A 22232-nucleotide genomic window follows, 5' to 3' on the forward strand; every position below is an offset into this window, starting at 1 on the left:
GACTTTTATCATAATTATGTTTAGACATTTTAAATGGAATCTGGTTGCTTGGTTATTTCTGTTTCTTCCGAGACTGATGCAGGGGCAGGAGGGAGTGACGAATGCTTTTGATGATCTGGAGAGGCAGGGGACGGTGGAGAATGAGGAATATTGCGAGATGCGTCAAGTGGCCTCTTCTGATGAGATGGAAATGTTGATACAAGAGAATCCGGTTACCGGTTATTTCTGTTTTACGGAAGACCGAATGCATGACATTCGCATGACGGATGCTATTCCTCAACGTTGGATTGACCGTCCGGCGGCCTTGCGGACAAAATTGAGCGGAGATTGCTCTCCCGGTGAGTTCTATACTTGGCAGGTTGGGGTATTTGCTCCTTATAAAACACTTTCTGATGTTTCGGTCTCTTTTTCCGACTGGAAAAATGAAAAAGGAGATAAGATTCCCGCTTCTGCATTCCGCTGTTTTAATCTGGGAGGAACGGACACGTATGGGAAATTGTTTAAAAAGCGAGTGGATGTGAATAAAGGAGCAGTACAAGCATTATGGATGGGTGGTGATATACCGACAGACGCGTCAGGCGTGTATAAAGGATTTGTTCTTATACAACCAGCCCATGCTCTGCCTGTCAAGATCGCTTGTGAACTGCAAATAAAAGGCCGGATGGTAGATGACAAAGGTGATGCTCAAGGTTGGAGAAAGTCGCGTTTGCGTTGGTTGGATTCCTCCATAGGGAATCAGTCTGAGCCGACATCTCCTTATATTCCGGTTAGGATGGAAAAGCATTCCATTTCCTGGTTGGGAGGAACAATGACTTTATCGGACGCCGGGTTGCCCCGAACGATTTCTACGCATTATGATTCTGATAACCAGTTGTCTGCCTCAATTAGTAATGCTTTGTTGGCTAAGGAAATGACATTTGTCATAGAAACGCAACAGGGTGAAGAAAATTGGAAAAACGGATCGATACGGGTTACGGAGCGGAATCGGGCTTCCGCCAGTTGGACAGTCAATTGTAGAAGTAGTAATTTTCAACTGGTTTGTACAGGGAGCTTTGGTTTTGACGGATTGGTGAATTATAAGATAGAAGTAAAGGCTTTAAATGATGTGAAGGTAAAAGACATGCGTTTGGAAGTCCCTTATACATCTTATGCCACCAAGTATATGATGGGATTGGGGCATAAAGGTGGTTTTAGACCGGATTCTTTGATACGTTGGCGATGGAATACGGATAATCATCAGGATAAGATATGGATGGGAAATGTGAATGCAGGTTTGAACTTTTGCTTTAAGGACGAAAATTATGTCCGGCCATTGGTCAATATTTATTATGCTTTAGGCAAATTAAATTTGCCGGAGTCCTGGGGTAATTCAAATAAAGGTGGTATTGACATTATTCCGGAAGAAAACGGGTGTGTCTTGTTGAATGCGTACAGTGGCGAACGCCTGATGCAGAAGGGGGAAACTTTGCATTACAATTTTAATATGTTGGTGACTCCTGTTAAACCGCTTAATTTGAAAGAACTGACAGAAAAGCATTTTTATCATTCCAATAGCGATGTCAGTGCCGGATATATTCCGGCAGCTTTGCAGGCTGGAGCCAATATGGTAAATGTCCATCATAAAAAAGACATATATCCGTTTATCAATTATCCTTATTATGATGATGCCATACCTGATTTGAGACAGTTTATTGAGAAAGCTCATCAGAAAGAACTGGATGTCCGGCTGTATTATACCACTCGTGAACTGACTGTGAAGGTTCCTGAATTGTGGGCTTTGCGTAGCTTGGGAACGGAGGTAATTCATGACGGTCCGGGACCAGAAACCCGTACTTTGATTCATCGAAGCGGTCCTCATGAATGGCTGAATAAGAATCTTAAAACTCATTTTATTCCGGCCTGGTATAATGCATTCAAGGAAGGGAAATATGCTGGCGATATGGATATTTCGGTTATAACGACTCCGGATTCCCGTTGGAACAATTATTATTTGGAAGGTTTGAATTGGATGATCAAGAATTTGGGGCTGGATGGCATTTACATAGATGATAGTGCGTTGGATCATCAGACGATGCAGCGTGCACGTCGTATCATGGATGCGGATGGAAAACGGCGATTGATCGACATGCATTCATGGAATCACATGAACCGGTGGGCTGGTTATGCCAATTCTTTACATCTTTATTTGGAGCTATTGCCTTATGTGGATCGTACATGGATAGGTGAAGGATTCGGATTCTATAATACTCCTGATTTTTGGTTGGTGGAGATGTCCGGTATTCCTTTTGGATTGATGAGCGAGACTTTGGATGCCCGTAATGTGTTTCGTGGGATGGTATATGGGATGCTCCCGCGTTTGCCGTGGAGCGGAAATCCGGTTTCTTTATGGAAACTTTGGGATGAATTCGGGATGAAGGACGCCTGCTTGAGAGGGTATTGGGATGAACGATGTCCGGTAAAAACAGGTAATGAAAGTATAATTGCCACAGCCTATGTGAAAGATGACAGGGCATTGGTCGTATTGGCAAATTGGACGGATTTGCCTCAAACTGCCCATCTTTCGTTTGATGAAGAGTTGCTCGGATTCAAACCCTCTTCTTGTCTGCTGCCCGAGATCCGGGAGGTACAATGGAAAGGTAGTTTATCTTTACAGAAACCTTGCGAGATTATGGGTAGGGGAGGTTTGATTCTCTTGTTGGAAAAGTAGTTGTAGTTTTTTAATTCTAAATAAGATATAGAAATGAGTTTACATTCGAGGAGAAAGTTTCTGAATAATATATGGAAAGGTTGTATAGGAATGGGCATGACCGGCTTTTTGCCATCTTGTACGAGAGGTGTTGTAAAGGCAGAGTCTGATTTACCGATATTCGACGACGTGGACATATGTGTGCTCGGAGGCAGTTGCACAGGTGTGTTTGCTGCTGTGAGAGCGGCGCGTTTAGGGGCAAAGGTTGCTGTTGTTGAAAAGCAAAATGCTTTTGGAGGGGTGGCGACTAATTCGTTGGTAAATGTTTGGCATTCATTGTATGATGTTGGCAAGAAGCAACGGATCATTGCCGGCTTGACTCAGGAGGTTATAGATCGTTTGAACGAACGCGATGCGGTAGAGCGGAATCCGAATCCGAGTTCGGCATATAGGCTCAATTCACAGGAACTCAAAATAGAATTGGATGAGTTGGTGCTGGAGTCGGGTATTCATCCCCATTTTCATACATTGTTCTCCGAACCGTATTTGGACGGTGATGGAAATTTGACAGGTGTGATAGTCGACGGAAAATCGGGAAGAGGGATAATAAATGCGAAATATTTTATAGATGCGACCGGTGATGGAGATTTGTGCTATCGTTTGGGATTGAAAACCTATACATTCGACCTGTTACAGCCTCCGACGGTTTGTGCACATTTGGAAGGATTGGATCTTGGGGTATATGAAAGCGTGTTGAAAGAACATGGTCAGGAATTCAATATACCTTCCGGAACGGCTTGGGGAGTATATCTGCCGAATACTCATGTTTTCATGTTTGCCGGAACCCGGGTGTATGGAGCGGACTGTTCAGACGCCGGAAATTTGACAAAGGCGGAAATGGAAGGGCGGAGGCAAATTCGCGCCATTATGGATATGATGAGGAAATATGGAAATGACGGGAATATCCCTCGTTTGGTGACTTTGCCTTCTTACATCGGTGTACGGGAGACAAGGCATGTCGAATGCCTTTATCAAATAAGTGATGAAGATGCTTTGTATGGACGGCGTTTTGATGATGCCATAGCCAATGGCAGTTATGTCTTTGATCTTCATCATCAAGATAAGCCGGGATTGACCTTTAGGCATTTGGATGGTACGGAAATTTATAGCAGGCCGGGTTTTCCGGATCAGGTAGGAAGATGGAGGGAGAAAACAGAAGTGAATCCTACTTTCTATCAAGTTCCTCTTCGTTCTTTGATACCTAAGAAATATGATAATGTGATGCTTGCCGGTAGAATGATAGATGCATCTGTTGTGGCTTATTCGGGTATAAGAGTGATGGTAAATATGAATCAGGTAGGAGAAGCGGCAGGAGTCACTTCGTATTTGGCGTGGAAACAGGGTAAAAAGATAAAAGACGTTCCAGCCGGAGAAGTACGAGATGTACTTAAAAAAGGTGGATCGATTATTATTTAACGTGAGTTCGAATAATATTGTGATATAAATCGTTGAATAAAAGAAATATAACGGTAAAATATAGTTGTTTACTTATGAATTGATTGAAGGGACTGTCAAAATCTTGTTTTGTCATGGCAGACTTGATTTGTTATATTGCTATAACTGCTGATTATCAGTGTGATATGCGTTGCTGGATCAAGCCTGGGATGACAGAATAGTGAATTTTGACACCCTCTTTTTTAAGTTTAGGTGAATATTTGATGGGATTCAGTAAGAAAAATCTTTAACTTAACATTTTACCCGGAAAAAAATTCCTATGTTTGTAAAGAACTTTATTTAGAGAGACGGGAGACAATAAGTACCTTAGGTATGAGATCTGTGATTATGGGAATGAATGTAGAGATTGAAGAAAAATATTTGAAAGAACTTGCAGGAGGCAGCCGTAAAGCCTTTGAAGTACTTTATATGACGTACGCTCCCCGTGTCGAGTATTTTTTGCGTGGCTTGCTTAAAAACGATCTTGAAGCGGAGGATATAACACAAGACATATTTTATAAGATATGGAGTAATCGTGAAACGATTGCCCGGCTCGATTCGTTTAAGTCTTACCTGTTCCGTATGGCGAAAAATGCCGTATACAATCATTATTCCCATTTGCTGGTTAAAGAAAACTATATCGAGATCGAGAAGAACAAATAAGATTATGAGGATTTGATCGAGGAGAAAATACATGCCGAAGACCTGGAACTGCTCATCGTTATGTCAATAGAGAAAATGCCGCCTCAAAGAAAGAAAATATTTAAGATGAGCCGGTTCGAACATTTATCCAATGATGAAATCGCACAACAGTTGAATATTAGCAAACGTACTGTGGAATCTCACATCTCGCAGGCAATGAGTGATTTAAGGAAGCTTTTGGTTTTGTATGTGATTACTTTCGTGTAAAAAAATATTTTTTTTTCAATAAGACTCCGTGTGCATAGCTACTTGGCTGTCTTATATATGTAACACCACTAATAATGAGAACAAATTATATATATTCCATTATTACGAAATTTTTTGGCAACGATATGCCAAAGGAAGTTCAACTCCGTTTCCAGCACTGGTTTCTTCAAACTGAAGACAGCCTGGAAAAAGAGAAGGCTCTTCATAAAATATGGGATGGGATAGAGGTAAAAGCAGATGAGAAAACACGCAGGAAATATGCGAAACTGAATGCCCGTATCGATCTGGCGGAAGGGAATAGGAAATATTTTGCAGTGAAGCGGATTGCGGTTGTCGCTGCCATGTTCCTGCTGATGTTGGGATCGGCTTGGATGGCGTGGAATATGAAAGATATGCAGGATGAAGAATCTTTCTATATCGTAGAAGCGCCGCTGGGTGAAAAAAGTAAACTGACCTTGCCCGATGGAACAGTTGTTTGGTTGAATGCCGGTTCGCAATTGCGATATTCCAGTCATTTTAATAAAAACAACCGGGATGTCACTCTGGAAGGAGAAGGTTATTTTGAGGTCACCAGGCAACAGGAAAAAGAATTTATCGTTTATTCTGCCGGATGCGGGGTGCATGTCAAGGGGACGGTATTCAATGTAAAAGCATATCCGGAAGATCCGACCATGGAAGTCCGTCTTTATGAAGGTTCGGTTTGTTTATCCACACCTTCTGTTAGAGAAGAAGACGGAATTTATATGGAACCTGGTGAAAAGGTCCATTATAATAAAAAGAATAAGACCACCAGGAAAGAAAAATTGCTCTATCAGGATGATTTGTCCTGGAAAGACGGATATTACCATTTTGCAGATAATTCACTGAAAGAGATTGCTGCCGAACTGGAACGTATATTTAATGTCCGCATCAAAATAGAAGATGACGATATTGAAAAATATAGATACCATATATCCTTTGTAAATCATGAAGTGTTGCCTGATATGCTGGATGCGATCAACAATGATAAAAAGTTGATTATAACGTATAATAAGGATACGATTGAGATAAGAAAGAGAAGATAATAACTCAATTTATTTGATAGAGATATAGGTAGTAAGCTGGAGCGTACGGTCAGCTGACGGATATTTCTATGCATGAATGTAAACTTTGTATAAACAATTAAATTAATTAACATGAGAACAAGACAGTCCTTTTATGAAAAACCGCTTCTTCTGTTTTTCCTGTTGATGATCTTTGTTTCTTCTACAGTGACGGCACAGGGTGCTGAAAAGATTTCCATGAAGTTAACAAATCTCACGATAGAACAGGCATTGGAGCAGATCACTAAACAGAATGGCTATTCGTATGTGATAAAAAGTTCAGATCTGAATATGCAGAAAAAAACGTCTGTAGATGTCACGGATGAACCGATCAGGGAGGTCCTTTACAAGGTGTTTGAAGGGCAGCCGGTTTCGATAGAGATTGTAGGGAAGAGTATCCGTATTTCAAAGGAAAACCGGAATGCTCCGACAGGAACTTCGCAGAAGAAGGTGGTGAAAGGAACCGTTACCGATGAGACGAACCAGCCGGTAGCCGGAGTGAATGTCGTTGAACAGGGAACGACAAACGGAACGATTACGGATATGAACGGGAATTATTCCCTGGAGGTAAGCGGTCCGAATGCGATACTACAATATTCTTTTATCGGTTCCAGGACGATTACGCAAAAAGTAGGTAATCAAACTTCCATTAATGTTGTTTTGCAGGAAGATTCGCAGGCTTTGAGTGAAGTGGTCGTGGTTGGTTTCGGTACGCAGAAGAAAGTGAATCTTACAGGATCGGTTTCTACGGTTGCTTCAAAAGCCTTGGAATCGAGACCTGTTGCGAATGTCAGTCAGGCGCTTCAGGGATTGGTTCCGGGATTGAATTTCTCGTATGCCGGTTCCGGAAACGGAGGAGAACTGAATAATGATATGAAACTGAATATCCGTGGTGGTGGTACGATCGGTGATGGTTCGAAATCGTCTCCACTGGTATTGATCGATGGGATGGAAGGTGATATGAATGCGCTGAATCCCCAGGATATCGAGAGTGTTTCCGTTTTGAAAGATGCTGCGGCTTCTTCAATCTACGGGTCAAGAGCGCCTTTTGGAGTGATATTGATCACCACCAAGAAAGGGAGTGCCGGAAAAATATCGGTAAACTATAACAACAGCTTTCGCTGGTCTTCGGCAATCAATACGCCCGACATTGCAGATTCGTATACTTATGCCCAATATTTTAACCGAGCCGCAGAAAATATGGGAGAAACCGGACGTTTTACGCCGGAATGGCTTGAACGCATTAAAGCATATCAGGAAGGAACGTATCTTCCGACAACCGTACCGGATCCTAATAACCCGACCCGTTGGGATTGGCAGGGAAATTCCAATAACGACTGGTACGATATCTATTTTAATAATGCCGCGTTTTCACAGGAACATGCCGTCAGTGCCAATGGGGGAAGTGAGAAATATCAATTCTATGTATCTGCCAATTATCTGGACCAGAGCGGTCTGCTCAAATTTAATACGGATAAGATGCAACGTTATACCGTTACCGGTAAAATCAATGCCAAGCCGACAGATTGGTTAAGTTTCAATTACAGTTCGAAATTTATCCGGAATGATTATAAGAAACCCTCTGCGGTGGATGATAATGTTTTCTATCACAATATCGCAAAACGCTGGCCTATGGAACCGTTCCTCGATCCTAACGGACATGGAATGAGCATGGCTGAAAGTTTGTTGCAGGGTGGAGATTATAAGACTCAGAAAGACAACCTGTACCAGCAGTTCCAGCTTATCCTGGAGCCAATTAAGGACTGGAAGATTTTTGGAGAACTGAATTACAGGACTACAACGGAGTTTCTACATAAAGATGTGAATCAGGTAACCAAATATGACGTGAACAACAACCCGTGGACAAATCCGGCTGAACAGTCTTCCGTATTGGAACAGGCAACCAAGAATAACTTTTTCAACCCGAACGTTTATACGGAGTATTTCAAGGAACTTAATGGCGGTCACGCTTTTAAAGTAATGGTCGGTTTCCAGGCGGAACTGAATAAATACCGGGAACTGGGAGCTTCCAGAACGGATATGATCACATCCAATTTACCTACCCTGAATACTTCCACCGGAACGGACAAGATCACGAAAGGCGGATATTCACATTGGGCTACAGCCGGTTTCTTCGGTCGTATCAATTACAATTATAAAGAACGTTATTTGCTGGAAGTAAATGCCCGTTACGACGGAACGTCCCGCTTCTCCCGCGATAACAGATGGAATGTTTTCCCTTCTGTGTCTGCCGGTTGGAATATTGCACGCGAAGCATTCTGGGAACCTTATACGGATGTTGTGAACAATCTAAAGTTTAGAGGCTCATGGGGTGAATTGGGAAATCAGAATACAACCAATTTGTATCCTTATTACCAGTTACTCAAGTTCGCAGCGAACGATGCAAACAGTCATTGGTTGCTGAATGGAATGAAACCCAATACCGCTAATGCTCCTGATCTGATCTCCACATTATTATCGTGGGAAACAATGCGTTCATGGAATATCGGTATCGATGTCGGCGCTTTGCAGAACCGCCTTACGTTCAGTTTTGACTATTTCAACCGTAAAACACTGGATATGGTAGGACCGGCACCTGAATTGCCTGTTATCCTGGGTGCCACCGTCCCTAAAACGAATAATGCCGATATGGAATCGAAAGGTTTTGAATTGGATATCGCATGGAGGGACCGGATCGGTAAAGTCGATTACGGTGCACATATCTTGTTGTCGGACGACCGTCAGCGGGTAACCCGGTATTCAAATCCGACAGGAACATTAAACACCTGGTATGAAGGACAGTATTCCGGAGAAATATGGGGATATGTAACTCATGGTATTGCAAAGACGGATGAAGAAATGCAGGACTGGCTTGCCAACCATAAGCAATCATTCGGAAATAGCTGGGCAGCCGGTGATATTATGTATGAGGACTTGAATGGCGACGGTGAAGTGAATGAGGGCAGTAATACGATTACCGATTCGGGTGATAAGAAAATCATCGGTAATTCCAGTCCGCGTTATAAATTCGGTATCGACCTGGATGCTTCCTGGAATGGATTTGATATCCGTATGTTTTTCCAGGGCGTAGCAAAACGGGATTACTGGTTAGGCGATAATATGTTTTGGGGGGCCAGTGGCGGATTGTGGCAGAGTACTTGCTTCACGGACCATCTGGATTTCTTCCGTTCTGAAGGTGACGACTGGGGAGCGAACCTGAATGCTTATTTTCCTCGTCCGATATTGGATGGCGGAAAGAATCAGAAGAAACAGACCCGTTACCTTCAGAATGCGGCTTATCTGCGTTTGAAGAACCTGCAGATAGGTTATACCTTGCCTGCCAGCCTGACGAATAAGGCGGGGCTGTCAAAGTTAAGAGTCTTCCTTTCGGTGGAGAACCTGTTTACGATCAGTGGCTTGCCGGATAGCTTTGATCCTGAAACATTAGGCTCGGGATACGGAAACTGGAATGGTGCGGTAACGGAGTCTGCCAAATCATATCCTTTGTCAAGAACGGTTTCGACCGGATTAAGTGTAACATTCTAAAATTAATACATTATGAAACTAAAATATATCTTACCCATACTGATAGGAGCATTTTCCTTCACATCATGTAATGATTTTCTGGATAGGGAACCTTTGGATAACGTCACGCCCGAAGCTTTCTTCTGGAGCGAGAGCGATCTGGCTGCTTATACAATCAAACAGTATAGTTTTGCGACTCATGACGGTTGGAATCTGGGCACATGGAAAGATGACAACAATACCGATAATCAAGTAACAGGTTCTTTCAATAACCGTTGGGTGCCGGGCGAATGGCGGGTAAACGAATCATTCTCCAGCCGGGGCGATGACCCGTGGAACTTCGATAAGATAAGGAACCTGAATTATTTCCTGGAGATTGCAGTGCCCCGCTGGCAGAACGGAGAAATAAAAGGGACTGATGTCAATATTAAGCATTATATCGGAGAAGCCTATTTTATGCGCGCCTGGCAATACTTGGGTAAGCTTCAGACCTTAGGAGATTTCCCGATTGTACGTAACACATTGCCGGATGAACAGGAGGCTTTGACCGAAGCCAGCCACCGTCGTCCGAGAAATGAAGTGGCCCGTTTTATTATTTCAGACCTAGATTCGGCTATTATGTTATTGAATAACAATCCGGCTGGCGGTAAAAACCGTATAACACGCAATGCCGCCTTATTGGTGAAGTCGAGAACCGCCCTGTTTGAGGCAAGCTGGGAAACAATCATAAAGGTACGAACCGTGTACCGGGAGGTCCCGGATGGCCGGGTGCTTCCGCTGCTTATTTGAAGGATTATTCGATCAACATCGATAATGAGATCAATTATTTTCTGGACGAAGCGATGAAAGCTGCTGCCGAAGTTGCTGATAATGTTTCTTTGACTGCAAATAACTTCGGGAAGAAGATGGATAATCCCTATTATGCACAGTTTGCCGCAGAAAGTATGGAAGGATATGAGGAAATACTTCTTTGGCGGGCATATGATATGGAGTATAAAGAGAAGCATTCCGCCGGCTATTATTTACAGCGTGGAGGAGGTAATTCCGGTTTTACCAGAGATTTTGTAGAAACATTCCTTTGTGAGGACGGCCTTCCGATTTATGCCTCTTCCAACTATGTGAGCGATAATACGATTGCCGAAGTGAAGGCAAACCGTGATTTCCGTCTGCAACTGTTCATGAAAGAACCGGGTGAGCTGTTAAGCGAACTGTCCGACGTCGATACGTTCGGATATCCGGATATCCTGGCAAAACAGGAAGTGCGCGCCGTAACAGGTTATTGCCTGCGCAAAGGGATGCCGCATACCTGGTATCGCGACGGTGACTATTGTGTGGAGGGATCACCTGTCTTTCGTGCGGTAGAAGCCTATCTTAATTATATAGAGGCTTCTTGCATGAAAAATGGCGGAAGCAGTATCGACAGTAAAGCCGATTCTTATTGGAAAGCGATTCGCGAACGTGTCGGTCTGCCGGCAGATTACCAGATGACAGTAGCAACCACCGATCTGGCAAAGGAAAAAGACTGGGCTGTATACTCCGGGGGCCAGCCGGTATCCAAACTGTTATACAATATCCGTCGTGAACGTCGTTGTGAACTGATGGAAGAAGGTTTCCGTATGAACGACCTGAAACGTTGGAGAGCGCTGGATCAGATTAAGAATTATCAGGTGGAAGGATTCAAGTTGTGGGGGCCGATGCAGTACAACTATGTGGATAGCCAGGGCAACTCGTCTTTGATTCCGGAGGGAACCGAAGGTAAAACAGCTAACGTGTCCAGCCCCAAGAACAGTGAATATCTGCGTCCATACCAGATCGTTAAAACATCGAACCTGGTCTATGACGGATACAACTGGTGTGATGCCCATTATTTAAGTCCGATCGCCATGCAGCATTTCCGCATTACGGCAACAGATCCGGAAAACGGGGAAACCTCCGTGATATATCAGAATCCGGGATGGCCTTTAAAAGCAAATGCCGGAGCAATCGGTTATTAAACGCGTAATCCGAAAAAAATATAGTACTTTAGCCAGCCTGGAAGACACAATTGTTGTGCCGGATTTCCAGGCTGGCTTTTCATTTTAAATCTTACATGCCATGAATACGTATTTAAAGAAGTCTTGCTTGATTTTCATCTCTTTGTTTGGAATGTCCCTTTCTTTGTCATTTGCCCAGTTGAGTGAGCCGTTACCTTTTATGACTCACGCTAAACCTCTCTCTGCCGAGATCGTGGATCTCGGGATGCTGGATACGGTGCCTTCTGCGGCTGCATTGGTTCGTTTACCTAATCGGAAAATCGTTTATATGGTAAAGGAACAAGGGAAATGGGAACCTTTCTATGTGAAGGCGATTGAAACCGGTTATTGGGATACCCGTTATGAAAAAGATACCGATTATGATTCGGTATTTGCCGATATGCGGGAGATGGGAGCCAACACAGCCTATGTCATGTTGCATTGGGAAGATATAGAGCCGACCGACAACCGGTTTGATTATTCTTTTGCCGATTCGGTGGTTGCGGCGGCCGGAAGACAGGGCTTGAAGGTCGGATGGGTCTTGTTCCTGCATGCTCAGAAAGAGCGGGTTCCTTCATTAAAACCTGAAACGGCCTGGACGTTTCACCTGGATGACCGTGACTCGTCAAACTATACGATGCAGTGGGTGAAGCGGGACGGTAAGTTGTATTCGAATATCAAGGATATTTTAGATTATGGGGTACGTCCGCTACATGTATATGGTCATAAGGAAATCTTTTACAGGGTGAGAAGAATGCTTTATCAGTTGGCCCGGCATTATAGGTTTGACGAAACGGTTATCGGTGTCCAGCTAGGAAATGAAGAAGGATTCAGCTTTTTGGATGAAAGCGATTTTAATCCGGTAACGGCTAAACTTTATAAAGAATGGATGCATAAAACCAATAAAACAGATTATGCCCAGTTTAAAAAAGAGGCAATGGATTGGTGGTGGCAACAATTTACTTCTGCTTATCATGAGGGTGATCCGTATAAAATAATATCCTTCAACCTGGATGCAGCACAAGCGGAAGCCGGAGATCCCGAACGGGTAGCTATGACCGGAACAAGCGCCTCTACCTATGCCGACGGAAACCTGGATGTGATAGGTACTATGTTCTATAAAGGATGGGGCTATAAAGCTATTCTGGGGTTAGATCACAGGTATAATAATTCATATAACTATCAGTTGCCCATATTGATCCCTTCTGAAATAGGTATCGGTCATTTCAACTCACCTGTCTGGTTCCGTCATTTTATAGCGCATACCCTGGAAAGGGCAGCACAGGGATTCGGCGTTTATTGTTACGGGGAAGTTCGTAAAGAATTGCCGGAACTGGGGGATGTACGGAATGAACTGATCCGGATGCTGAAGAATATATCTCTGAATGAAGATATCATCTGGGAGGGATTACCCGGACCGGGTGCTGTGTCCTGTCAGGTAGATGAACCGGGGGTACAGATAAGCCATCTGAATAAAAATGGGCAGGAGACATTGATCTTGATCTATTTCCCGGAAGCAAAAGAGATGACGGATAGTAGCCGGATAGCTCGCCTTCAATCCTTGAAGTTGAATTGCAAGGCGCAGAAGAAGGGGCATTATAAAGTGGATGTTTATAAGAATGGCGAATGCATAAAAAGCAATTCACTCTCATTGAAAGCTGGCATATCCCGGTCGATACCTATAGATGGAATAAGAATGGATGATATTGTATTTGTTTCTATCCGGCAAGATATCTGTAATAAAAATAATAATAAAGGCAAAGAATTATAAAAGTTAAATTAAAAGTAATATATTTGTAACTACTAACAGTGAATTATCTTCCTTAGTATTTATATTAAACTTTAAAACCATGACACAAATTAAAGCGATCGCGCATGTTAACAACCTTACAAAAGATGATTCTACTGACTATTATCTCATTCCGCAGATTTTAGCCACTCTAGGACCCGATGGCATTATTGAACGTTTAAGAAAACGTGAAATTGCTACCAAGAATGTTGATGGTAAAAGCTTTGTTGAGACATTCTTAGAAGAATGCTCTGTAGCATCGGCTGAAGGTTATAATATTGTAACCAGTTTCTTTAAAAGCTCCATCGGCCTCCAAGGCGTAGTTTACGCTGAGGACCTAGGCCATCCTATCGCTGCCAACCGGCTTAAAGTATTGGTTAATCTAACTCAGGGTGAAGGTGCTAAAAAGGCTATCGAAGGCACTTCTATCTTTGCGTATGAACAAACCGGTGCAGTCGGTCCTATCATTCAAGCTGTAATGGATCCGACAGAGATGGTCGCTTCCCATCTGAATCCTGGTTCAATGGTTCTTATACAAGGTATGCGGCTCGCTTTGAAGGGCGACGCAGAATCGGTCGGTATCTTATTTACTAATGCTGACGATTCATCCAAGACAGTATTTATTACTCCGGCTAAGGTATATCCGAATACTTCTACCAAACTTCAATTTGTACTTCCTCCGGAAGTAACTGAAGGTACATGGTTTATTACAGTAACAACACAAGCTAGCGGTAATAGCACCATTCTGACTAAAGAACCCCGGTCATATCAGTTTAATACTATATTAAAAGTAGGAAATGCAGGTAGTGGAGGCGGTGACCGTCCGGAGATCGAATAAAGCTTCTTCCATCTCATGGAATAAGTAATGTAGCAGACACGGAAGTAGTAATGTAGCAAACACGGAAGTGGTAATGTAGCAAACACGGAAGTGGTAATGTAGCAAGCATGGAACAAATTAGTTCTTAAACTAAAATTTATAAGGATATGTGGATTTATACAATATATCTATAAATAATATATATGTATTTATCCACATATCTTTTTTATCACTACATTTGAACATATATAAATTATTAACAATGAATAAACTAATTATTTATCTTATATCGATTTTTTGCTGTCTTCCTTTATGGGCAGCACATCAACCGGAGTTCTCGACTGCCGGATTCTTTCGGATGGATAATTCCGGACGGGAGGTTTTCTCAATGAACCCGGCTTGGCGTTTCTATAAAGGAGGTCTGGCTGGTGCAGAAGCCAACGATTTTAATGATAAAGACTGGACGGTAGTTTCCTTACCACATGGCATCGAATACCTGCCGACAGAAGCCAGCGGTTGTGTCAACTATCAGGGAGAAACCTGGTACCGCAAGCATTTCACACCGGATGCCGCTTTGAAAGGGAAAAAGCTGTTCCTGCATTTCGAAGCCATCATGGGTAAGAGTAAAGTGTTTGTGAACGGAAAACAGTTGACGGAGCATTTTGGCGGTTATCTGCCTGTAGTGGTGGATGTGACAGAGGTACTGGATTGGAACGGTGATAACGTGATTGCAGTCTGGACCGACAATAGCGACGATCCTTCCTATCCTCCCGGAAAAGCACAGGATGTATTGGATTATACTTATTTCGGAGGAATTTACCGCGACTGCTGGCTGGTAGCCCATAACAATATCTTTATCACAGACCCGAATTATGAGAATGAGATTGCCGGAGGCGGTTTGTTCGTCGCTTTCGACAAGATCTCGGATGCTTCGGCCGAAGTTTTGTTGAAAATACAGGTTCGTAACGAAACGAAGAAAGCATTTACCGGTGTGGTAGAATATGAATTGCAACAACCGGATGGCAAACAGGTGGCTTTTTTGAATAATAAGATCAGGATAAAAGCGGGTAAGGCTGTGACAAGTTCGGATAAACTGTTGGTGAAGGATCCATTGCTATGGAGTCCTTCTTCTCCTGCATTATATAACCTGTTGGTTCGTATCCGTGATGAAGAAGGGAATGTGATTGATGGCTATCGTCGCCGTATCGGTATCCGTAGCATTGAGTTTAAAGGGAAAGACGGCTTTTGGCTGAACGGCAAACCTTATGAAAAACCATTGATCGGGGCTAACCGTCATCAAGACTTTGCCGTTGTGGGCAATGCTGTGGCAAACAGTATCCATTGGCGTGATGCTAAAAAGCTGAAAGATACTGGTATGGAAGTGATCCGTAACGCCCATTGTCCGCAAGACCCGGCTTTTATGGATGCTTGCGACGAACTGGGGTTGTTCGTTATTGTGAATACTCCCGGCTGGCAATTCTGGAACGATGCGCCTGAGTTTGCGCAACGTGTTTACAGTGACATACGTAATCTGGTGCGTCGTGACCGTAACCATCCTTCGGTATGGCTTTGGGAACCGATCCTGAATGAGACCTGGTATCCGGCAGACTTTGCCAAAAACACCAATGATATCGTGCATGCCGAATATCCTTATCCTTCTTGCTATTGCGGCAGTGATAGTGAAGCACGCGGTCATGAAGTCTTTCCGGTGCTCTTTACCCATCCCCGGAATGCAGATGCGGAATGGGCTTTGAAACAATCGGATGATTCGAAGACCTATTTCACCCGTGAATGGGGAGATAACGTAGACGACTGGAATTCACATAATTCACCCAGCCGTGTTGCCCGCAATTGGGGTGAACAGGCCATGCTGGTACAGGCACAACATTATGCTTCTCCATCTTATCCTTATACCAGCTATGACGCTTTGTTTCAGACTTCCCGCCAGCATATGGGTGGTTGTTTGTGGCATTCGTTCGATCATCAGCGTGGTTATCATCCGGATCCTTTCTACGGAGGAATCATGGATGTATTCCGCCAGCCTAAGTTCTCTTATTATATGTTTATGGCACAGCGTCCGCCAGTGAAGACCGGTCTGATTGCCGAAACGGGTCCGATGGTTTTTATTGCCCACGAAATGACGCCGTTCTCAGGAAAAGACGTGGTTGTTTATTCCAATTGCGATGAGGTGCGGCTGACTTACAACAAAGGAGGAAAAACATATACTTATAAGAAGGATAAGAACCGCAAGGGGATGCCTTCGCCCGTTATCACTTTCCCCGATGTTTATGATTTTATGATAGATAAAGCCTTGTCGAGAGAACGGAAACAAGCCGATGTTTATCTGCTGGCTGAAGGGCTGATAGACGGAAAAGTAGTTGCTACCCATAAAGTAACACCTGCCCGCCGTCCTGAGAAACTATTGCTTTGGATGGATAACGAAGGGACGAACCTGGAAGCAAACGGCTCTGATTTTGTAACAGTTGTTGCCGCCGTAGCCGATAAGCAAGGCAATATCAAGCGGCTGAACAATTACTTTATCAAGTTCCATATCGAAGGTGAAGGACGTATCCTGGGAGGTTCCGATGTGATGGCAAATCCGGCTCCAGTAAAATGGGGAACAGCTCCGGTACTGGTACAGTCTACCTTGAAACCGGGGAAGATCAAAGTCATAGCCAGTGTCCTGATGGAAGGCTCCCAGATGCCGATCAGCGCAGAACTTGAACTGGAAAGTGCCCCGGCCGTTTATCCGTTACTCTATAACCAATCGGAGGCCGCTCTTATTCCTCTGACTGTAACCGGCAAGACAGATATGCAAATGAGCAAATCATCGGCCGAACGCGAAGTCGAACGTCTTCAAAAAGAAGTGAATGCCTTAAAACTGAAAGAGGTGGAAAGACAGCAGACTGAGTTCGGAGAACAGAGATAAGCAATTCTAATCCAAAAGAACGAATGAAACTGAATAAGATACCGCATACTTACACAATTATATCTGTTGTAATCCTGATCTGTGCCGCTCTTTCCTGGATCATTCCTGCCGGCGAATACTCCAGGGAGGTACGGGTTGTCAATGGTACCGAACGTACGGTTATTGTAGATAACTCCTTTCATGCAGTCGATCCCGCTCCGCAGAGCTGGCAGGTCTTCGGTGTGTTGCTGGAAGGATTCGAGAAACAGGCTGGCATCATAGCTTTCCTGCTGATTATCGGGGGAGCTTTCCAGATTATGAACAGTAGCCGGGCGATCGATACCGGGATACTATCTTTCTTGCGTAGTTCGCGTAAGGTCGAGAAATATGGCTTTTTCCGGATGATTGGAGTGAATAATGTCGTGATATCCTTGATTATAATCCTGTTCAGTTTGTTCGGAGCCATATTCGGCATGAGTGAGGAGACGCTTGCGTTTGTCATCATCATTGTGCCGCTTGCCATATCGATGGGGTATGATTCCATCACAGGACTCTGTATGGTTTATGTGGCGGCACATGTCGGTTTTTCAGGTGCTATACTGAATCCGTTTACAATCGGGATTGCGCAGGGATTGTCTGACTTGCCGCTGTTCTCCGGTTTCGGTTACCGGTTGTTTTGCTGGGTGGTACTTACTTCTATCCTGATCGTTATCGTTCTCCGTTATGCGGCGAAGGTGAAAAAAAATCCGAAACTGTCTCCTATGTATGAGGCGGATGCCTACTGGCGGGAAAAGGGAGAAGTTGCTTCCGAAGAGGTACAGGAAGAAAAGACGACGCGTTCTGCCTGGGTTGTCTACCTGTTGTTATTGCTTTCATTGACAGGCTTTTCGATCTATTACCCTTCTACCACATTTGAAGTAGGAGAGAGTGCTGTGAGTTTTCCGGCAGTACCGGTGTTTACCGCCCTTTTTGCTTTGACCGGTTGGTTGGGACTGCGCAAGTCAAATCAGTTTTTTATTTTGAACTTATTGGGCTATACTATTGTCTTTCTGGTAGTAGGAGTAATGGGGTATGGATGGTATCTGATGGAAATATCGGCTATCTTCCTGGCTATGGGACTGTTGTCCGGGTTTGCCAATAACGAGGGAGCCGACGGGATCATCAGCCAGTTCCTGACCGGAGCTAAAGATATGCTTTCGGCTGCACTGGTAGTCGGACTGGCGGGCGGGATTATCCAGATACTACAGGACGGGCGCATCATCGATCCGATCCTGCATAGTATGGCAACTTTGATGGGAGAGGCCGGAAAGATTGCTTCCCTCGGAGTTATGTACCTGATCCAGACTACGATCAATATTATTATCCCTTCCGGTTCGGCGAAGGCGGCATTGACTATGCCGATTATGGCACCATTCTCGGATGTGATCGGTATTTCCCGCCAGGCAACAGTGCTGGCGTTCCAGTTCGGTGACGGGTTTACCAATATGATCACACCTACTTCCGGTGTTTTGATGGGGGCGCTCGGATTGGCTCGTATACCTTATGAAATATGGGTGAAGTGGTTTTTCCGCATTCTTATCCTGTTTATTTTGCTGGGAATGTTATTGTTAATTCCTACAGTTTTAATACCTTTGGATGGATTCTAATCACTTATTCTAAAATACTGCAATATGAGAAAGAACTTTTTAGGGCTATTGGCCTGCTTGGGCCTGATGATTGCCTTACCGTGTTGTAAACCCTCACCTGCTGAGTGGAAATTGGTTTGGGAAGATAACTTCGATCAGACCGGTAGTTTTGATCCCGCTTCATGGAGTAAGATCCCTCGTGGCAAATCCGACTGGAATAACTATATGTCCGATTTTGACTCCTGCTATGCTATGCGTGACGGGAAGTTGGTATTGCGCGGCTTAGTTAATCACAGTTTGCCGAACGATACGGCAGCCTATATAACTGGTGGTGTTTATACAAAGGATAAAGTAGGCTTTACTAACGGGCGTCTGGAAATTCATGCAAAGCTGAACGGAGCGACCGGCGCATGGCCTGCTTTCTGGCTACTGCCCCAGGATGGTAAATGGCCCGGCGGAGGTGAGATCGACATTATGGAGCGTCTGAACAATGATAGTATCGCTTATCAGACAGTCCATTCCCATTATACTTTCGATCTGGGCATTAAAGATAATCCGAAACAGGGGAGCACGGGACTTATCAACCCGGATGATTTTAATACCTACACAGTAGAAATGTATCCGGATAGTCTGGTGTTTTTCATAAATGAAACCCGTACGTTTGCCTATCCCCGGATTGAAACGGATAAGGAAGGGCAGTTCCCTTTTAATGACGGTAAATTCTATCTGTTGCTGGATATGCAGCTAGGCGGTAGTTGGGTAGGTGCCGTTGATCCGGAAGATCTGCCGGTAGAAATGGAGATCGACTGGGTTCGCTTCTATCAAAAGCAATAAAAATGACTTCATAGGGTACAAGAGAGCCTTTCGCGTAGAAACGAAAGGCTTTTTTTATATTCTTATATCTGTATAAATGAATAAATCGCCGTTGTTAAAATAAACATCGTATCTTTGGCGTTTGTTATACGACTAAAGATACACGAGCTATGTTAGATATACAGTCTATCCGGAAAGATTTTCCAATACTGGAACATAAGATATACGATAAACCGCTCATTTACTTTGATAACGGTGCTACAACGCAGAAGCCCCGGTGTGTGGTTGAAAAGATAGAAAGCGGTTATTATAATGTAAATGCCAACATCCATCGCGGAGTGCATTTTCTGAGCCAGGCTGCAACCGAAGCGCATGAAGAGGCACGTAAAACCGTACAATCATTCCTGAATGCACGTTCTTCCAACGAAATCATTTTTACACGCGGAACAACGGAGGCAATTAATCTGATAGCTTCCAGCTTCACCGACGAATGTATGTCGGCTGGCGATGAGGTGATTGTCTCTGTTATGGAGCATCATTCCAATATCGTCCCCTGGCAGATACAGGCGGCCCGCAAAGGAATAGCCTTGAAAGTGATCCCGATGAATGAAAAGGGGGAACTGGATATGGAGCAGTTCCGTGAACTTTTCTCGGAACGGACGAAGCTGGTTTCCGTAACCCATGTCTCGAATGTGCTGGGTACAATAAATCCGGTGAAAGAAATAATTGAGGAAGCGCATAACCATGATGTGCCGGTATTGATAGACGGTGCGCAGGCTGTGCCTCACCTAGCGGTTGATGTGCAGGATCTGGATGCTGAGTTCTATGTATTCTCCGGTCATAAAGTATATGGGCCTACCGGTATCGGTGTGTTGTACGGAAAAGAAGAATGGCTGGATAAACTGCCTCCTTACCAAGGGGGTGGCGAAATGATCGCGACTGTCTCGTTCGAGAAGACGACATTCAATGAATTACCGTTTAAATTTGAAGCCGGTACTCCTGATTATATCGGTAGTACGGCTTTGGCAGAAGCCTTGCGTTATGTCAACCGTTTGGGGATGGATAATATCGCCGTTTACGAAGACGAACTGTTACGTTATGCGACTGATAAGCTGAATGCAATCGAAGGGATGCGTATTTTCGGGCAGGCTGACCATAAGGGGGCGGTCCTTTCTTTTTTGGTAGGCAATATTCACCATTATGATATGGGGATGCTGCTCGACCGTTTGGGAATTGCCGTGCGTACCGGTCACCATTGTGCCCAACCGCTGATGCAGGCTTTAGGCATTGAAGGAACCGTGCGTGCTTCTTTCTCCTTTTATAATACGAAAGAGGAGATCGATACTTTTGCAGCCGGGGTAGAACGTGTAAGAAAAATGTTTTAATAAGTAGTCTATGTTATATTACCTGAAGAAATATCCAATATCCTTGACAATCATTCTGGTTGTTATTTATCTGTCGTTTTTCAAGCCGCCTTCAGTGGAGATCGGAAAGATCCCGGGAATAGACAAGGTAGTCCATATTTGTATGTATGCCGGATTGTCCGGTATGCTTTGGATCGAGTTTTTACGTAATCACCGGAAATATGATGAGGTCTTGTGGCATGCCTGGATAGGTGCCGTGCTTTGTCCGATCCTGATGAGCGGGGCGATTGAATTATTGCAGGAATATTGTACGTCATATCGGGGAGGCGACTGGTTTGACTTTCTGGCAAACATCACAGGAGTTGTACTGGCAACCTTATTCTCTTATTTCGTGTTGCGCCCCTGGATGATAAAAAAGAAGATAGTAAATTGATTCATACAAATAAAACGCTATGTTGTTACCTTATTTGGAAGCGAACCGGATAGAAGCCGGATGTGATGAAGCCGGACGCGGATGTTTGGCCGGATCGGTATTTGCCGCTGCTGTTATTTTACCGCCTGATTTCAAGAACGATGATTTGAATGACAGCAAACAGTTGAGCGAAAAGAAACGGTATGCCTTGCGTCCTGTTATAGAGAAAGAGGCAATAGCCTGGGCTGTCGGCATCGTTACTCCTGAAGAAATTGATAAGATAAACATACTGAAGGCTTCTTTTCTGGCTATGCACCGTGCCATTGACCAGTTGCAGGTAAGACCGGAGCATTTGTTGATCGATGGAAATCGCTTTACTCCTTATCCCGATATAAAACATACGACAGTGGTGAAGGGGGATGGTAAATATCTGAGTATCGCCGCTGCCTCCATCCTTGCCAAAACTTATCGTGACGATTATATGGATGAACTTGCCAAAGAGTATCCGGATTATCACTGGACTGAAAATAAAGGTTACCCCACTAAAGCCCACCGTGAAGCAATCCGTACGATCGGAATTACCCCTTATCACCGTAAAACATTTACTTTATTACCGGAACAATTAACATTGAATTTTTAGTTTTTATTCTTCATCCTTCCTTTTTAAGAGGGTAAGCCTTGACTTGTAAAGCATTTTGAGGTGAATGATCTGGCCGTTCAGATGAATGGTTATGATCTGTTATTCCCATAACCAAAAAGTGTTTAGTGCTCTCTTTGGACTATTTTTTTAACATAG

The 22232-nt window shown here is 43.9% G+C and carries 14 protein-coding genes and 1 pseudogene; all 15 read left to right on the top strand.

Annotated features, from left to right (window positions below):
- The first annotated feature begins 16 nt into the window (after positions 1 to 16).
- The 15 genes and pseudogenes from C825_RS06120 (at position 17) to rnhB (ending at position 22076) form a co-directional block, all read left to right on the top strand.
- Positions 17 to 2707, top strand: coding sequence for a glycoside hydrolase domain-containing protein (locus C825_RS06120; protein WP_010801837.1), 2691 nt, complete (start codon positions 17 to 19; stop codon positions 2705 to 2707).
- A gap of 33 nt (positions 2708 to 2740) precedes the next feature.
- Entirely contained in the window at positions 2741 to 4162 is a 1422-nt protein-coding gene (locus tag C825_RS06125) for an FAD-dependent oxidoreductase (protein ID WP_010801838.1), read from the top strand.
- Between the two features lie 351 nt (positions 4163 to 4513).
- Positions 4514 to 4843 carry a sigma factor gene (locus C825_RS06130; RefSeq protein ID WP_010801839.1) on the top strand — a complete coding sequence of 110 codons (330 nt, stop codon included), beginning with the start codon at positions 4514 to 4516 and terminating at the stop codon, positions 4841 to 4843.
- A 12-nt stretch (positions 4844 to 4855) separates the two neighbouring features.
- Positions 4856 to 5089, top strand: a complete 234-nt coding sequence (locus tag C825_RS06135; RefSeq protein WP_010801840.1) for a sigma-70 family RNA polymerase sigma factor — start codon at positions 4856 to 4858, stop codon at positions 5087 to 5089.
- 125 nt (positions 5090 to 5214) lie between these two features.
- Positions 5215 to 6153 carry a FecR family protein gene (locus tag C825_RS06140; RefSeq protein WP_228100152.1) on the top strand — a complete coding sequence of 313 codons (939 nt, stop codon included), beginning with the start codon at positions 5215 to 5217 and terminating at the stop codon, positions 6151 to 6153.
- A gap of 111 nt (positions 6154 to 6264) precedes the next feature.
- Entirely contained in the window at positions 6265 to 9717 is a 3453-nt protein-coding gene (locus C825_RS06145; RefSeq protein ID WP_010801842.1) for a TonB-dependent receptor, read from the top strand.
- Between the two features lie 12 nt (positions 9718 to 9729).
- Positions 9730 to 11690: pseudogene (locus C825_RS06150) on the top strand (RagB/SusD family nutrient uptake outer membrane protein).
- Positions 11691 to 11790: 100 nt separating this feature from the next.
- Positions 11791 to 13479 carry a hypothetical protein gene (locus C825_RS06155; protein ID WP_010801845.1) on the top strand — a complete coding sequence of 563 codons (1689 nt, stop codon included), beginning with the start codon at positions 11791 to 11793 and terminating at the stop codon, positions 13477 to 13479.
- 79 nt (positions 13480 to 13558) lie between these two features.
- Positions 13559 to 14335, top strand: coding sequence for a DUF4469 domain-containing protein (locus tag C825_RS06160; protein ID WP_010801846.1), 777 nt, complete (start codon positions 13559 to 13561; stop codon positions 14333 to 14335).
- A 241-nt stretch (positions 14336 to 14576) separates the two neighbouring features.
- Complete coding sequence (locus C825_RS06165) at positions 14577 to 17243, top strand: glycoside hydrolase family 2 protein (protein WP_010801848.1); 2667 nt, start codon at positions 14577 to 14579, stop codon at positions 17241 to 17243.
- 23 nt (positions 17244 to 17266) lie between these two features.
- Positions 17267 to 18868: a YfcC family protein gene (locus C825_RS06170; RefSeq protein ID WP_010801849.1), complete on the top strand. Its 1602-nt coding sequence runs from the start codon at positions 17267 to 17269 to the stop codon at positions 18866 to 18868.
- 24 nt (positions 18869 to 18892) lie between these two features.
- Positions 18893 to 19681, top strand: coding sequence for a glycoside hydrolase family 16 protein (locus C825_RS06175; protein WP_010801850.1), 789 nt, complete (start codon positions 18893 to 18895; stop codon positions 19679 to 19681).
- A 149-nt stretch (positions 19682 to 19830) separates the two neighbouring features.
- Positions 19831 to 21045 carry an aminotransferase class V-fold PLP-dependent enzyme gene (locus C825_RS06180; RefSeq protein WP_007655212.1) on the top strand — a complete coding sequence of 405 codons (1215 nt, stop codon included), beginning with the start codon at positions 19831 to 19833 and terminating at the stop codon, positions 21043 to 21045.
- Between the two features lie 10 nt (positions 21046 to 21055).
- The gene (locus C825_RS06185; RefSeq protein ID WP_010801851.1) at positions 21056 to 21457 is read left to right on the top strand and encodes a VanZ family protein; all 402 of its coding nucleotides are present in this window, start codon (positions 21056 to 21058) and stop codon (positions 21455 to 21457) included.
- 19 nt (positions 21458 to 21476) lie between these two features.
- Positions 21477 to 22076: a ribonuclease HII gene (gene rnhB / locus C825_RS06190; RefSeq protein ID WP_010801852.1), complete on the top strand. Its 600-nt coding sequence runs from the start codon at positions 21477 to 21479 to the stop codon at positions 22074 to 22076.
- Positions 22077 to 22232: the final 156 nt, after the last annotated feature.

It is taken from the genome of Parabacteroides sp. ASF519 (genome assembly GCF_000364265.2).
GTDB classification, from domain to species: Bacteria; Bacteroidota; Bacteroidia; order Bacteroidales; family Tannerellaceae; genus Parabacteroides; species Parabacteroides goldsteinii.